Annotated in this window: 4 protein-coding genes; all 4 read right to left on the bottom strand. The window is 56.3% G+C overall.

Annotated features, from left to right (window positions below):
• Nucleotides 1-51: 51 nt before the first annotated feature.
• The 4 genes from DDZ13_RS03930 to DDZ13_RS03915 are packed head-to-tail and all read right to left on the bottom strand — an operon-like array spanning nucleotide 52 to nucleotide 17,612.
• Nucleotides 52-738 carry an outer membrane protein gene (locus DDZ13_RS03930; RefSeq protein ID WP_110130120.1) on the bottom strand — a complete coding sequence of 229 codons (687 nt, stop codon included), beginning with the start codon at nucleotides 736-738 and terminating at the stop codon, nucleotides 52-54.
• A 45-nt stretch (nucleotides 739-783) separates the two neighbouring features.
• Nucleotides 784-13,914 (bottom strand): Ig-like domain-containing protein, encoded by a 13,131-nt coding sequence (locus DDZ13_RS03925; RefSeq protein ID WP_110130119.1) that lies wholly within the window; start codon nucleotides 13,912-13,914, stop codon nucleotides 784-786.
• A 54-nt stretch (nucleotides 13,915-13,968) separates the two neighbouring features.
• Complete coding sequence (locus DDZ13_RS03920; RefSeq protein WP_110130118.1) at nucleotides 13,969-14,922, bottom strand: peptidylprolyl isomerase; 954 nt, start codon at nucleotides 14,920-14,922, stop codon at nucleotides 13,969-13,971.
• Between the two features lie 20 nt (nucleotides 14,923-14,942).
• The gene (locus DDZ13_RS03915) at nucleotides 14,943-17,612 is read right to left on the bottom strand and encodes a type I secretion C-terminal target domain-containing protein (RefSeq protein WP_110130117.1); all 2,670 of its coding nucleotides are present in this window, start codon (nucleotides 17,610-17,612) and stop codon (nucleotides 14,943-14,945) included.
• Nucleotides 17,613-17,618 lie beyond the last annotated feature (6 nt).

The raw sequence follows: 17,618 nt of genomic DNA, 5'->3' as shown, positions 1-17,618 counted from the left end.
GCCGTCACCACTTGGGCGAACGGCGGTTAGCAAAATGACTATGCCCGGCCTCTAGAAATCGTAGCTGAAGAAGATTTCAAAGAGGCTGACTCCGACGCTGTCGAATTCGATATCGCTATCTGCCGTAGTCGTCGCACCCGTATCAACGGTTCCCGAGGAGCTCGTATCTTCAGTGACGACGTAACGGTAGGAAAGTCCCAGGCTTGCGCGTTCGTTAAGTGCGTAGCTCCCGCGGATGATACCTTGGTAGATCAACACCGTCTCATCGATATCGTCGACCAAAGTGAAATCATTCACGTCGACCATTGAACTGTACTCCACCTTGCTCGCACCGATACCAGCACCGAGCGAGAGCGTGAGCGGAATGTTATCGAAATCGAAATCAAACAGTCCGTTAATCATGAGGCTATTGCTCTCAAAATCGCTGTCCACGTCTGCGTCGCCGGTGTCCAGTTCCAAGGTATCGATATCACCCGTGATGTGGGAGAATTCACCTTCGAGACGGAAGGTGCCGAAGTCGTAACCGAGCAGGAGACCTGCGCTGTAACCAGATTCAATTTCGAAATCGGTTTCACCGGAAGGATTCGCCGCCACGTCGACAGAACCATCGCCAAATACTGCGAAGCCGCCAAATACATTTCCGTAAAAAGCACCTTCGGAGGTTGCAGCCGATTCCTCGGCTAAGGAAAAGTTCCATACCAGGAGAGCAGGAACGAGTGTCAGGATTTGTTTTTTCATGATTTGCTTAGGTTGTTTAACTAGAGGAACAGTTATAACTGTAGATTACGGTTCGACAACTTCAATCAAACGGTAGAACCGCTGAGTCGTTTCCGACGGATGTGTCGCCGTGTAGAGTCCATCATCGATAATTGTAATTTCACGATCAAAATCGCTGACGGGTAGCACCAGATCCCAGGTCACCCAGGGACCATCCACCGTTTCAGCCGATTGGATGGCATAGGTTTTGCCTGCTTCGATCGTAAAGGTCATGAAGACCTCTCCCGTATCCGGATCCGGAATCGCAATGATTGCAGGATCACCGGTCGGTGTCTTTGTCGTCAATTCGACTTCAATGATCGGGTCGATATCCAGGAGACTCAGGGATGAGGCTCGGTAGGTAAGATGCACGATGATCGACTCACCCGGTTCGAGGGGCTGGTCGTACTTAACGGAATATTCGTAAGTGCCCTGCTGAAGAATCTCAACCCCCTCAGATGAGCGGGTATCATCCGCAAAGAAGTCAGGCGTGCCGTTATCGTCCGATGTGTATTGTGCACGGTGGAGACTGATTCCTTCCACGGGTTGGTCCAATCCGCTAACATGAAGGATAAAGGCTTCCGCGGGCAACACCCCGGTATTAGTAACCACAAACGACTGTAGGTAGTCTCTTCGAGAACCGCTTTGTGAGCCCTGAACAAAGGTAGGGGAATCCGGATTCTCCTGACCTTCCTCCAACTCGATGACGGGAGGACCATCCACCGTTACAGTGAAGGTATCTTCTACAAACAGCCCACCGCGGTCGGTACCGCGCACCGTAATTTCGGCCACACCGAATTGATCCGGTGCCAGCGTAATGACGAGCAACTGTTTCGCCTGGTCCACGGCCACACTGCTGAACAAGCCAGGATTCGTGTTGCCTGAAACCGTCCAGGTAAGCTCACCGCCGGGAACATCGTCATCCACATCGTCGAAGTACGGTGTCAGCAGGATAGCACGTGGTAAGGCATTCACCTTGAGGAACAGATCATTGAGATTATCAACGAGCGTAGGCGTGTCGTTAATCGGCTCGATATTGATCGTAACCACATCCACCACAGGCGCATCCGCACTATCCCCGAGCACCGGACCCAGGTTCAGGTCGTCGAGGCTCAATGTGAAGTCAAGATCACCGACACTGTTATCCGCACCCCACTCGATGTAATCGATGACGTTTTCGAATGGCGTAAAGACGATCTCGCGGAGGGCGGCCTGAACTTCAGCCGGTGTGCCGGTCATGCCGTAAGTTCCCGGGCCAATTTGAGTGAACGCCGGCGCGGAGATCGACCCGAGTGATGAATCGAAGCTGAGTCTCGTGATTTGGTCCTGCTGGTCATCTTCATCCAAATCACTGATAGTCACACTTGGGAAGGGCTTCACCGAGAGCTTGTCTGTCGTGCTGCCATCCGGCGTGCTACCGATCTGGGTAATATCGTTGATACCGGTCAGCGTGACAACGAAGTCCGCAAAGTCGCGGTCGCCGTTCTCTTCAATGACGAGAACGGTCACCGTCTCGGTAAGCTCGGCACCGGTATTGTCGATCACGGTATAGCTGAAGCTTTCCTCACCCACGAAGTCTTGCGCAGGCGTGTAAAGCAGCTGGTTGTCCGGTCCACTGCCGTCGATGGAAACAGAGCCACCCTGATCGGGAGAGCTGAAGTCACTTATGGTGTAATCAGCCGGGAAACGCTCGAGGATGTCGTCATTGACGAGAACCGTGAAGTCGTTGTCCGAGCTGTTCTCCAGAACGACGTAGGTGTCGGGTTCCGTTAGCTGTGAACCGACGGTAACCGTCACTGTGGCCTGGGCGGTATCGCCGAAGGCGTCCTCAATCGTGTAGGTGAAGCTTTCCACACCGTAGAAGCCCTCGGCCGGTGTATAGTCTATGGCCGTGCCCGAGTCGACGGAGGCCACCCCACCCTGAGTCGGTGCGGAGACCGAGCTGATTGTCCAGTCCCAGCCGGCATCAGGAAGCGGGATATCATTGAGCAGGACATCAAGACTGTGCGGGCCACTGTTCTTGGCGACATGATAGTCGTCGTCCAGCGGGTTGGTCGGCGCGGGCAGGCTATCGACCACAACAATCGTTATGAGACCCTCGCGGCGGGGGTCTGTCCCGAGACCGTTGAGAATTTCATAGGTGAAGCTTTCCGTGGTGGCAGCAGCCGGTGCGGTGTAGGTCACAACCGAATACGTATTATCGACGCGTGTCCGGTCCGGCGGTGCCTGAGTATCGAGCCCGAGGTCTTCGATAATCAGGTCGTTTGCGGCAGATCCGCTTACGCCATCGTTGATCAGCACATCGAGATTATAATCTCCCGACCCGGCAACGATGATGTACGTGTCGTTGCGGGCGTAGAAATCGTCCACATCAGGCACTACTTCCACCGTGACCGTTTCGGTCACATTACCGCCGCTGGCATCACGAATGGTGTACGTGAAGCTATCCGTCCCGGTAAAGGCAGCGTTCGGCGTGTAGCTGACCTGACCGTTGTCAAGGGATGCGACACCCGACGTCGGGGTACTTACCGCGACCACCTCGAAGGTAACGGGGAAGCTCGGCAGGGTGATATCGTTGGCCGCAACATCAAGAAGGTTGTTGGTGGAATCCTCGATCACGAAGAATGCATCAGGTGCGGAACGCAGGTAGCCTTCACGGTCGATCACCTCGAATGTGACCGTTGCCTGGGTACTGGAGCTGCCCCCGCCAGAGACATCATAGGTGAAGGTCTCACTTCCGGTGAAGTCTCCGTCAACCGGGCTGTAGGCCACCCCATCGCTGCTTCCGTTGATCACCAGAGAACCACCGGCACTTCCCGCTGATACTGCCGTGATGGTAAAGTCCGTACCGGCTGCCGGCAGGACGTTGTCGTTGGCCAGTACGTCCACTTCCACGGAGGTCTCGCCCTTACCGATCTGGTAACGGTCGTCACTGGCGGAGAGCACGGTATTCAGCGGTGCCTGTAGGACAGTGAGCTCGACCACGGCCACATCCTGACCACCCACACCATCCATGATGGTGTATTCAAATTGCTCACTGCCATAGAAGGAGGCGACCGGCGTGTAGAGGATCGATTGACCATCTTCGCTAATTTCGAGGACGGCTTCCTGATCCGCCTCGGTCACCGCGGTAATTTCGAACCACGGGCGCCATGTGCCCAGAGAAGTATCGTTACCGTCGACAAACGGGACGGCGACACTGAAGTGGTCGCGATCGACCACGGAGATGGGATACACGCCATTGTAGTCGCCATCCCCCGCGTAGCCTTGAATCTTGACCAGCATACCCTCGCGGAGCGGATGCTCAAAGCTTTCGACGATCACACGCTGGCTGTCGCCGGCATCCTCGCTGAAGCCTTCGATCGCAACCGGAACACTTCCGGCCACATCGTCATTGGCCAGCACGGGCAGAACGACCTCCGTACTGTCGGCGAGGACCTTGAAGCGGTCGTCTGCCGCAGAAAGCCTGCTGTTGTCAATGATCACGTAAGGGAAGGTCTCCACGGCAATCTCCCCTTCGAAGAGACTGTCGATGGCACGGGAGTTGGCATCATAACTGTAGCTGCCATCCGACTCGATGGTGAATGCGGCTCCGAGCGGGGAGATTTGCTCACGCTGGGGCAGGATCCAGGGATCATCGTTCGGATCACCACCGTTGAAGTTAATCCCCATGTCGACATCGGAGTCATTGGAGATGAGCCCGTTGGCACGATCGCGGGTTTGCGTATCGTTCTCATCGATTGCCAGGGCATCGTCTTCGGCGACCGGAGCGTCGTTAATACCTTCGATCAGGAATTCGATGATCGCCTGTGAGGTGCCACCGTTTTCATCACTTATCGTGTAGGTGAAGGAGTCCGGAAGGAATTCGTTACGGGCCAGCGACTCGTACTGCTCCATATCGTCCGGATCGTAGGTAATATCCGTGCCATCAAAGCTGAGGGCCGCACCCAAGTCACTGAACGGGGGAACGCTGGAGATAATCGGGGCGTCATCCGGGCCGTTGCCATCCTGATCGGGATCGGTGTCGTTGGACAGGATATCCGCACCGCTCACAATAATGGTGCCGTCCTCTGTCAAGTTGTACCCACCATCGCCGTTGGCTGTGGGCACGTCATTCACACCGGTCACAGTGATCGAAACGAGCACTTGTTCGTCAGCGCCATGCTGATCGACAACGGTATAATAAAAGGAGTCCACGATCGTCTCACCGGCGGCAAGCGCATTGAGGATCGACGAACCACGCGGGTCGTAGAGGATGCCGGTTTCCGCTCGAACGGCGCGCACATCCAGGACCACCGAAGCACCCAGGGCACTGGTCGCCGTGATCTGGTTCACCCGTGTCGCGGTCGTGTGGACATTGACGATCTCGATGGTGGTATTGTCGTCATCGATATCGACGTCGTCGTCGTTGATCAGAAGATTCACATTCTGCAGTTCCGGCAGGTAGGTCTGTTGATTGCCGTTGGCATCAAAGTCCTGATATTCGGCCGGAAGGTCTCCGAAATCGAATACGGCTGGAGGCAAGAGTGTCGTGTCCGCCAGTAGACGAATTGTCTGGTTCTCCTCGGTTGCGTAACTGTCGTCTCCTCCGTCAGGCGGATCGTTCACCGCAAACACGCGAACGGTCGTCTGGTCTGTAATGACCGGGCTGATATACCCGTCGTCGATCGTCAAAGTAAAGATCACGTCGAAGTATCCCGGATTCAGAAGCGGGATCAGGTTTTCGAAGGGCGTAAACTCGATTGTACGAAGCGCTGCCTGCACGTCGGCTGGAGTGCCCACGATGGTGTAAGTGATGGTATCACCGACAGTCGCATTGGATACTGAAGTGCCCCCTTCTGTCAGAGTAATTACCCCAAGTGTCGAATCAAAGCTGACGGTCGCAGTTTGGATTTGATCACCGCCTGCATCGACATCGGAGAGTGTAACCGTGTCGAAGGGGAAAGTGGATTCCTTGTCGGTGATTTCGTCATCTTCCGTGCCGCCAAGGACCGGAGCGTCGTTCACACCGGTCAAGGTGACGACGAGATCGGCAAAGCCGCGATCGCTTTCTTCCGCAATCACTTCGACCGTGACGGTTTCTGTCCGTGTTCCCCCGGTCAAATTAGTCACCGTGTAAGTAAAGCTCTCCTCACCGACGAAATCCGCTGCAGGAGTGTAGAGTAGATAATTGTTCGGCGCATCACCGGCGAGGGCCACGACGCCACCGGCATCTGGTGTACCGACCTCGCTGATTTCGTAATCCGCAGCATAACGGTTGATCCAGTCATCGTTCAGGAGCACGCGGAATTGATTGTCTCCGCTGTTTTCCAGCACGATGTAGCTGTCCGGACCGGTAACCAGACTACCGACCAAAATGGTCACGGTCGCTGTATCCGTTTGCCCGAAGGCATCCTCAACCGTGTAGCTGAACGTATCGACCCCGAAGAAACCTTCGGCCGGAGTGAACGTCAGCGTGTCATCGCTCTCGATTACGACAGTACCACCCTCGGCCGGTTGTGTGACCGATTCGACTGAAAGATCCCAGCCGATCAGAGGCAAGGTGGCATCGTTTCCGAGGACATCAAGGCTCACACCGCTGCTGTCTCGGGCGACGTCATAGTTGTCGTCGATCGCATCGAGCACAGGATAATTTTGCACCACCGTAATCTGGATCAAAGCCTCCCGACGCTCCGAACTGCCATCGCTGATTTCGTATTTGAAGTCTTCGACAACGGTTGCCGATCCGATGGTGGAAGGCGGACGATAACTGATGGAAGTGCCGTCGAAGGAGACCCGTTCCAGAACCTCCGGCGCGTCATCGTCCAGACCGTAGTTGGTGATTCCGAGTTCACCGGCATTATCACCGGTCAGGATATCATTTTCCAGAACCGGGAATGTCACCGCAGGTGCGCCCGCCCAGACGATGTAGTGATCCCCCACTGCATGGAAGTCCCCGTCATCTGCGACGATCTCGACAGTCACATCTTTGACGATCTCGTTGCCGAGTTCATCGGTGATTGTGTAAGTGAATGATTCGCTGCTGCCAGCCGGGGCAACAGGTGTGTAAACGACGTTGCCGTTACCGACAATCGCCGCACCTCCGGCGTCGGGCGTACCGACGGCCGTAATCTCCAGGCTTACCGGGAAGTTCGGCAGCGTGGCGTCGTTGCCCAATACGTCCAGTTCGACATTCGTGGCGCCTTCGGCAACGAAGAACAGGTCATCCTCACCACTGGCATTGGTGACGAACTCTTCCACATCCACAACCTCGATGCTGAGGCTTGCAGTCGCGTTCGATGTTGCGCCGCCGGAAACCGTGTAGGTAAAGGTCTCTGTGCCGGTAAAGGCATCGCTGTCCGGAGTGTATTGCAGGGATTTGCCGTTATTCACGACCTCGATCGTACCGAGTGCGCTATCCGCTTCCGCCGACAGGATAAACAGGTCGGCTCCGGCAGAGGGCAGCGTGTTGTCGTTGGCGAGGACATCGACCAGCTGGGCACCCTGCCCCGCATAGAGTTTGAAACTGTCGTCGTTCGCCGCGATTTGAGAATTGAGTGGCGCCTCGATGATCAGCACTTCAACCACACAGACATCCTGTCCACCGACACCATCTTCGATCGTGTAAGTGAAGCGATCCGTCCCGTAGAAATCGACGCGTGGCGCGAAGAGTATACTTTGTTCATCGTCACTGATGCTGACCAAACCATTGTTCTCGGCCGCGGTAAAGGCGGTGATCTTGAACCACGGGCGCCATGTGCCGCGCGTGCCATCAGGATCATCGGCGAATGCGGCGGGGATGCTGAAGTGGTCGCGGTCAATCACGGTGACCGGATAAACTCCGTTGTAATCGCCACTGCCTTCGTATTCTTCCACCTTGATCAATTTGCCGTCGCGCAATTCGTGATTCGCGGACTCGATGATGACGATATTACTGTTATCGCCGTCTTCGGTGTACGCTTCGATGGCGGACGGCGTGCCGCCGGCGACAGAATCGTTGGCCAGAACCGGCAACACCACCTCGGGACTGTTGACCACGAGTTTAAAGTTATCGGCACCCGCATTCATCCGGCTGTTGTCCGTCAGAATATAGGGGAATGTTTCCACGACAACTTCGCCCTCGATCAGGCTCTCGATCGCGGCCGAGTTGGCATCGTAACCATAGCTGCCGTCTGTCTCGATGTAGAAAGCGGCGCCGAATGGCGTTGTCACCCCGCGCTGTGGAATCACCCAAGGATCATCGTCCGGATCGCTGCCGTTGATGTCGAGGTCCGTATCATTGTCGATCAGGCCGGCAGCTGCGTCGATCTCGGTGACTTCGTTTTCATTGATAGCCAAAGCGTCATCCTCGGCTACGGGTGCATCATTCACGCCGACGAACTCAATGAAGGCGGTCGCCGTCGAGGTACCGCCGTTGGAATCGGTGGCCGTGTATTGGAATTGGTCTACGATTACTTCGTTACGCGCAAGTTCCTCGTAGATCTCGAGTCCGACAGGATCGAATATGATTCCGTCGCCGCCGCCATTCGGACTGAGCGAGCCGCCCAGCTGGGTTGTCACATCGAAGCTGTCGATAGTGAGAACATCATCGTCCACACCATCCTGGTCGGGATCGGTATCATTGGACAGGAGTTCCGAATCAAGGATCTCCAGGGTCACGTCCTCGCTGGAGAAAAAGTCCGGATCGTTGTTGGCCGTAGGTACATCATTGACTCCGCTCACGGTGATGGTGACTTCAGCGACGTCGATGGCACCGTGCACGTCACGGACCGTGTAGAAGAATCGGTCTGACGTCGTCTCTCCGGCTTGAAGTGCATTCAGAATCGCCGAACTGCGGGGGTCGTAAATGATGCTGGTCTCGTTACGGTTCGCCCGCAGGTCGAGGCGAACAGTCGCGCCGAGCTCACTTTGTGTCGTGGTCAATGCACCGGAGACATCCGTCGTATGTACGGAAATGATTTCGATGGTCGTGTTGTCATCGTCGTTATCCGCATCGTCGTCATTCCCAAGAAGAGCCTCGCTATCGAGTATTGGCAGATAAGCCGTTTCCACTCCGGAAGCGTCGAAATCGAGATAGTTGGCTTCGATATCCTCGAAGTCGAAATCGGGATCGTTCGCGAGGATAAAGTCATCCTGAAGGAAACGGATGGCTTGATTTTCAGTCGTGGCACCCGAATCGTCGCCCGCAACCGGGGCCTCGTTGATACCGGTGATTTCAACCGTGAAGTAAGTGGTGGCCTGGATGATATTCTCCGCCCGCTTGGTATCATCGTCCCCGCGGGAGTTTTGCGCCAGCGGGTCACCGGAGAAGTCGGCGATCGTGTAGCCGAGGATATCCACCAGCTTCTCGCCCAGCGAGAGCGCGACGACGGTCGGTGAAGTGGAGGGGTCGTAATCAATCGAAGCGCCGTCAACGGCGATCGTGGCGGTCACCCCGGGGACCGATGTGTCGATACCGGCCGGCAGTTCGGTCAGTGTTATGTTACCGTCTTCCAAAGGCAGCGCCGCCAATTCGAGATTATTCACGATACCGGTAGCCACCGTCATAACTTCGGTAACCTTCAGGACATCCGTACGGTCAAACTCGATGTCGTTATCCAATACGTCGAGAGACAGGCTGGCGTCATCCGAAACAAAGAAGACCGGTGCGTTCGCCGGAGTCGAATCTTCGTCGACATCCTTGATCGCGATGGGGGGAGCATTACCACCGCCAAAATCGGAACCGTCGATCTCGGTGCCCTCGGAAGTGAGGGAGGCACTGGGAACAACGAGAGTGATCCGCTCGCTGGCCAGTTTATGAGGTAGGAACCCACCTTCGTAGGTCGGGTAACGTGTGATTGACTCACCGACGATCGGGAACGCCACATTCGACTTCGCAAATGCCGCGACATAGTTGACGCTGTTCAAAACCTGCCCATTAACGCGGCGGATTTCGATTGTCCCCTTCTCACTGTCGAGGTCGAGATCTGTAATCTCGGGAACAAAGCCGTCACCGGGAACGAGCGGGTTCGAAACGAAGGTATGAACCTCCACGCCATCCACGAAAAGTTTGAATCCGTCCAGATCGAGATTTTCGGAATCACGGGGGTTGTAGATTTCAATGTAATCTTCCGTCGTTGATTGAACGTATAGTTCGTTCATATTCACACGGCTGAAACTCTCCGCCTCGAAGGCACCGACGTCCGGAGTGCCGTCACGCCACATACCACGTTGATCGTAGCCGACCGCATCGCTGATCGGTGTCACGGGATTGCCGTTATCGAGACCGATACTGTTTTCACCGATCGAGAAAGTTGGCGTAGGCCCGCCATTGTCCGCGAGCGCTTGCAGTTCAATGTCCGCGATCTCCACATCGAGGAAATCGATTTCGGCATCGAGCAAGAAGACGTTCTGCGCACCGCCTTGAGTGAAAGTCGTCTGGGTCGAATCCGTTGCAATGTTCCCGCCGAGGGACTGGAAGGCACCGCCGTTAAGAACGTCGATAACCGGTTGGTAATCCGGGAAATCATTTCCTTCGGACTGCGCGACCGTATCCGCGGATACAATGTTATTCAGCATCCGCACGATCATACCGGAGTTTTTACTCAGAATGGTGCCTCCGTTGAATCCGGCATCGAAATTATCCACGAAGGTGTTGTGCACGACGTCCAGGTAGAAGAACTGCTCGATGTCGCCGTTCTCTGCAAAAATCGCACCACCACCGAAAACTTCGCCGGGGTTGTCGCGACGATTCTCGAGGAAAGTGGAATTACGGATAAGTGATGTACCGGTGCCATAGACGGAAATAGCGCCACCGCCCTGAGCTTGTGAGCCATCAATCACGTTCTGGTAAAAATAACAGCTATCGACCGTCAATTCACCAAGGAAGACGTCAACCGCACCACCGTATTGCCCGGCCCGGTTGTTCTCAAAAGCACAGAAACGTGCGATCAAAGCACCGCCCTCGTCAACGGCCACCGCACCGCCATAGGAAGGAGCCGAGCCGTCGCGAAGCGTCAACTGCTCCAGTGTCAGTGTCGCTCCGTTCGCGACAAGGAATAGACCGACATCACCGACATCATCACCGTCGCTGTCTCCACTGATCGTAAGCTGGTTCACGCCGGAACCCATAATCGTAACATCGCTTGTTACCGTAAGTGTGTCCTGCAGGCGCAAGGTCACGGGGAAATCGGCAACCGGGAAGTCAAACACGATAAAGTCGCCGTCCTGGGCAAAGCCGAGGGCCTCCCTCAGAGTTCCCGTGCCGCTATCAGCCGTGCTGTCGACGATGTGGGCGACATTCCGGCTGCGGATTGTCACCGCAAAATCAACGGTCGTGGTATTTGTGGAGTCCGCAGCAGCCAAAGTGAAGGTGGTCAAACCGGGCTGACCGTCAGGGAAGGTATACCCGGAATCGATGCTGTAGGTCAGCGCCTGTAGAGCTGTGGTAATTTCAGCCGGCGTACCACTGAGAGTGTACTCACCTGTCGTGCTGTTGTAGGCAAAGTCTGTCGTATCAAGCGTACCCTTGTCGTCGTCATCCAGGGTAATCGTAAAGGTAAGGCTCTCCTCGTCCTCAACCGAGAGGCCGACGAATGGAATAATTTCTCCGGGAGCTGAGGCCGGAACAGGGAAAGGCTGGTCTGCCGGTGCGGGCACTCCGATGATATCCGGCGCGCCGTTGATCGCGGTCACCGTGACGATCCGTTCGGAGTTGGTCACGGACTGCCCGCTGCCATCTTCTACCGTAACGGTGAAGGTCACGTTTTCACGTTGTCCCACTTGGTTACGGACGGGGTCCGGGCGAAATTTAAGACTGCGCAACCAGTCCTGTGCCTCGGCAGGTGTGCCGGTAAAGGTATAGGGCGGTGTTTGCAGTACCTCTTCAGTTGTCTCCTCTGTGGGCGGCTCGGCATCCGGATCCGCCGGAGTCGTGATATCACGGTAGATTTCGCCACCGCCGGCAAGCGGTTCACCTGTGGCGGGATCTTCGCCGATGAACGTGACCGTCACGGTCACTTCGTCTTCGCCGGCTTCGTCGGGATCGGAAACGATGGTTGTTTCAAAGGGGTTGGTCACCTCGTCATCATCAATCCGGAAATTGGCATTGTCTCCCCCGAGAGTGATGGCAGGCAGATCATTGACCGGGAAGATGGTAATCGTGAGAAAGTCTTCGCTCAGCTGTGAGCCACCGGAAGCTTTGACCTGAATACGGAATGTAACCGTCTCACTGGCACCCACAATACGGTTGGGAGTCGGGCGGAAGCGGAGGTTTTGCAGCGCATCGGTGGCGTTGACGGCATTACCGGTAAATGAATAGATATCCGGATTACCGCTGCTGTTTTTCCCGAACGGCCCGAGTATATCAAACGCACCGCGCTCGTCCATGCTCGGTGTCTGCGCTGTCAGCTCGGAAGGTGATTTGACCAGTGTGATTTCAACCGTTTTGTTGCCCGATCCGAAGCTGTTGAATACGGCAGTCAGGAAAGGCAGGATTGTGCTGTTGTCGTTAACCGTCTGCCCAGGTTGGAGGCCTGTCATGCCGGGTGTCGGTTGGGTCACCTCGGTGGACGCGATCACCGTATTGGAATCCTGGGTGGCGGCATCGCCACTGGAATCACGTACCGTCAGCTTGGCCACAAAGGTACCCGTGGAATCGGGAGCCTGGTAGAGCGCTTCGCGGATGGCCGACTCGACCGCCTGCCGGTTCGAGGTATAGGTGTAGAGGTTCGCGTTCGAACCATCGACCTGGAACAAGCTGGAGCTGATCGAACCATAAGCACCTTCGGTGGTCCCGTCGGAAGCATCCGTCAGCAGGATCGAAGCGGTAAACTCATCCGTTGGAGTACCTCCGCCGATATCACCGGAACCTTCGGAAGTGGTTGTTTCAAAATCGGCGTCGGTTAAGGAGATGCGATCGTAGATTGCGAAAACGCCCCCAGCCCCGAGGCTGACGATAGGCAGGGGCCCGGCCGGACTGAGAACAGGGCTGTCATTGACGGATGTCACAGTGATTGTCGTGCTGCCGGTGGCGGGTGTCGACCCCTGGTCCGCAAAAGAGACACTCAGGGTGTGCGAGTTCGTATCATCTACGGCGACAAGGTTCTCGATCGGATCGTAAACAAGACCGAGTAATGCGGTTCTGACCGCGGATTCCGTCCCCGAGATGGTCAAGGTCGAACTGGAGCCCGATCCTGCCGCGGTGAATGAGGAACTTGATGCCGAGGTGAATCCGCCGATTGTTTGATCATAGGTGACGACCACGGTGTAGGTATCCTGAACGTCGACATCCTGAAGGGTGAAATTCGCCGCGCCACTACCGTTCGCGAAGACCGTAAGTGTCTCGTCGTCGTCCATCGCGATCGCGTTATCGCCTACTGTCAGGGTCGGGTTGTCGTTAATCGATGTGACCGTTACCGTCAGGCTATCCGAATCGGAAAGATCACCATCACTCACCGTCACACTCAAATCTACAGTATAGGTGGTCGTGGGCTGGACAGTGTTTTCTGCCGGATCGAAAACCAACCCACGCAGCGCTGCCTGCGCGGCGGAAGCTGATCCGGTAAATGTATATTCACCGGGAGTGGTGCCGGAGTTATCGGTGAACCCAGCTAGCGTGGAAAAGGAACCCTCGTCAGCATCCGTTATTTGAACGGTCACGGTAAGCTCTTCGCCCGTATCCAGATCGGTGATGGTTTCGTTCTCGAATGGCTGGGTGGTCGCGTTGTCGTTTACGGAATCGTTGTTCAGGGTGGAGAGAACCGGGGCGTCGTTCACTCCTGTCACTTGGACCGTCACCGTAGCCTGTTCATCGCCGGCAGTGTCCGGGGCTTCGTCGCCATCGATCGTGTAATCGAAGGTGTCGTTTTGGGTGTCGCCACTGTCGAGGGACTGGAAAGCGTTGCCGGGGTCATAGGTAATCGAACCGCCGGCGGCAGTCACACGGGTCACCGTAACACCTGAGGTCACTGTGGCCTGAACGACCGTATCCACATCGATTCCGTCGCCGGTATCGTTGGCCAGAAGCGTCGCATCCGAGATGGACAGCGAATTATCCGCCGCAACGGTCAGCGACGGAATCGTCGGGAAAGTGTCGTCGTTGGCCACCGGCGCCACCTGTGCGTGCACGGACTGAGCGGCGAGCAGTACTGTCGGCAGAATTAAACTGAATCGAATTTTAAGTGAATCAGGGATCGTCATGGTCAAAAGGTCGTTCGAAAAGTTTGGCGTATCGCGACAACTCGGGGTGTCCGCTTAGTTTGTTGTGGTGGAAGGTGTTGGAAAATTTATCTCGGAGATCACAGCCGGATGGAGTTTCAATTCGGTACTCTCCATCCATTTGCGCTCCAGTTGCTCGCGCAGCTCAGCTTTCTTTTGCTGCAGAAGTTCCCGCTGAAGGCTCGCTTGAAGGTATTTATCGAGCGGGCGAACAACGGCGCCCCGGCTGTCGGTCTTTTTGAGCAAGTAAACGCCGTCCTCAGTCTCGATCACGTCGCTGAGCTCATCCGGCTCCAGGGCAAAGGCCGCATTCATCACAGCCTCGGGCCAGCGGTACTTGGGCAGCCCGGCCTGGAGCCAACCGATATCGCCCCCCTTGAAACGGCTGGTCGCTTCTTCGGAATAGGTCATCGCGAGCGCACCAAAGCCGCGCGTATCGTCAGGAAGTTCTGCCACGGCGGCTTTTGCTTTTTCCATGCGCTCAATCAATGCCTCGCTATCCGTGACCTTGCCTTTTTCCAGGTAAAGCAAGGCCAGGCGGATTTGAGCGGGCTTCGTAAAACTGTCCAGCTGCTCCGTGTAGCGCGCTTCAACTTCCTGGTCGGTCACGGAGACCGATGCCAGGGCCCGGTCCATCTCGACTTTTTTCAGCCGTCCGATGAGTAGATTTTCCCACTGGATGCGAAGCTCCATGTCCTGATCGAGCCCCATCTCGCGGGCCCGCTCCAAGGCCACACTTCGCTCGACGAGGCGGTCGATGAATTCATCCGAATTGCCGGCAGCAAGGCTGCCTCGCTCACGCATGAAGTCGACTTTTGCCTGAAGCTCACTTTGCGTGATCGTACGACGACCCACCTCGATGGCCACGGGATCTTCGATCTCCGGCTCTGACGAACAGCCTCCAAAGAAACAAACTGCACCCGCACAGCCCAGCACAGGCATCTGCTTGAGGCAGGCCTTCATCAATCGTGCTAGGGTCGCGTCAGTCATGGCTTCGGAACCATCAAGGCTCAGTCAACAAGTTCGATTCGGACGCGGATGAAGCACTGGGTAGAACTGTCCTCCGAACCGACAACACGGTAACGCACCCGACCGGCGTTTTCCGCTTCTTCAGAAAGCTCCACCGCCTCAAAGTACTCGGCACCGCTGTGCCACTGATTGAGGTCAGGTGAACATTCCACGATGTAGCGGATACTCGGATCATTGAGGCGCTGAGTGAACCCGAAGTGGATACCATCGGCCTCTTTGGAGATTTGAGGCACGATCTGTTGGCGCTCATCCCCATCAATGCCGTCCTCGAGATCGACTCCGTAAGAGAGCGCGTACTCCAAAAGGGCTTGCATCCCGGTACGCGGCGAAGTGGACTCCTGCAGTTCTTCCCCGCTCAGAGTGTCCGAATCGGGAATCGCTTCACTGGCCCAGGCGTCGAAAGCCGCCATGTTGGAAAGCAGGCGCATGGAAGCCTCACTTTCGTGGGTCAATCCATACTCCCCGGTGATCGATTCGTCGATCGCGACCTTCAGGACACGGCTGGCTTCGGACACGCCGAGTGCACCGTTCCCCAGAGCCGAGACGGGGATCAACTTACTGGCCTGATTGTTATTGAAGGTGACCAGACGGTTGATTGCGGTGTAATCCGTACCGCTTTCGGCAGTGCCACCCATGCTCAGGAGCAACTCCACGTAGCTGTCACGCGGTCCCTGGCGGACGATCTGGAAGTAAGCATCGCCCTCGCCGACAACCGCGTAGGCATCGTAGGCAATGATGCCGAAGCGCTGCTTGGCATCCGTAATGTTGATCTGCCCGGCCGCGGTCGCATCAAGCACGTAGCCACTGCCGGCCGCGATCTCGACAATCACCTGTTCGATAAACTCGGAACTTCCGTCCAGAAGCGGATCAATCACAAGCGAAGCTTCGCTTTGATCAGCGGCAAAGTTAACCGTCGTGGCAACGGAACGATAATCCACTCCGTTCACCGCGCTCCCTGAAAGCAGCAACTGCACGCTGAGCGGTTGATTGTTCGGGCCGTTACGACGGAGCGTCAGTTCGGCTTTGCTGTAGCCCTCCTCGATGGCGGCATCGGGCCAGCCATCGATCGAGATGGAAACGAGTCCGCGAAGCTCACCCGCAAGCAGTTGCCCCTGCGACCAGAGTACATGCAGGCCGCTTTCGGAAAGGTTGACTCCCTGTAGGATGATGACGGCATCCGTGTAGCCACTGCCGTCACCGTCGCGGTCCACGCCGATCTGGCTATCCACGCCGTTCGAACTGACCGAGAGGAAGGCATCCAGGCTGCCCGTCTGGCCCACAAGTAGATCGCTCAAATCAAGCACATCTTCGGCGGGGTTGAAATCGGTAATGGTTTCGGTGCCTGCATCGCCGACGATGAACAGGTCGATGGCCGCGCCACCGGTAAGAATATCACTACCCGCGCCACCGGAAATAATATCAGGCTGGGCGCTGCCGCTGAGAACGTCGTCCGCCGCTCCACCGAGGATGAATTGCGAACCGGCTCCCGTCGCGGCCAGCGTCACCGGCAGTGTCTCCGCACGCTGATCCCAGAGGGTGTAGCCGTATTCGCTACCCAGGAGGTAAAGCAGAGCAGATTCCACAAGGTCTCCGCTGATCACGTTCTCGCGCAGGCTCCAGTAAGCTTCGAAAATGACATTTTCTTCGCGCCACCAGAACGGAATCGGGTCGGTCGACTCGTCGAGTGCCAGCAGAGGGCTTGGCGGGAACACATCGATAAGTACTTCGGCTTCTTCCGAGGTGCTGGTTCCGTCACCGATTGTCAGACGAAATTGTGTCTCTGTCGTCTGGGGATCGGTATGACGGTAGGCGATTTGCCCGAGATTGAGCTGGGCCTGGGTAAAGGTCGCTCCCACGACGAGCACGGTCTCGGCCCCCTCTTCACCGGGCGCGGGCACAAAGTGCAGATAGCCGCCGTCCGGCAGACTCGTCAGCGTGTAGGTCAGTTCTTCCTCGGTGGAGTTGGAATCGACCGCACGCAACCAAACCCCGTTGTCCGACTCACCGTAGGCGAAAAGGTTCAAGGTCTGCAGCGAAGGCGAGCGGTTGTCGACCAGCGGATTGGTGCCACGGAGATACTCCTCCAGGTTGGTCCATCCATCGCCGTCGGTGTCAAGGCCGGCATCCGGCGTCTGCCAGTCGAGACCGTAGAATTTCTCCCACCAGTCGGGCATACCGTCGCCGTCAGTATCAAGCAGGTCAAAGGAAACGACCAAATCAATACGGTAGGTCGCAGCACGGTCTTCCTGGATCAGGCTAAGGAAATCGATTTCCGACCAGAGAATGGCAGCCGGATAGCCGTCCACCTCGATCGAGACGAACTCGTAAGTCTTTTCGCCGACTCCCAGCGGAATGACCGAGCTATCCACATTCAGTCCGGTTGAGAGTGCCTGATGAGGAATCGGAAGTTTGTAAGAGAACTCTCCTCCGATGTCGGTCAACTCGGTCTCGTATTGGTACTCCTGGCCGTTTTGATCCTCCAGCGTCCAGGTCAGTGTGCCCTGCATGAGTTGGTGCTCATTGCCATTTGCGCGGTGGAGCACTTTACCGTAGAGCAAGGTGTCCGGCTCGGGGATTGCGGCGAGGGCTTGGCTGGCGCTCAGGATCAAACCGAGCGTGAACGAGGCGAAAAACTTGGTTGTAGCTTTCATATGGCT

The organism is Coraliomargarita sinensis (genome assembly GCF_003185655.1).
Classification (GTDB): domain Bacteria; phylum Verrucomicrobiota; class Verrucomicrobiia; order Opitutales; family Coraliomargaritaceae; genus Coraliomargarita_B; species Coraliomargarita_B sinensis.
This window is presented reverse-complemented; position numbering and strand designations above follow the sequence as displayed.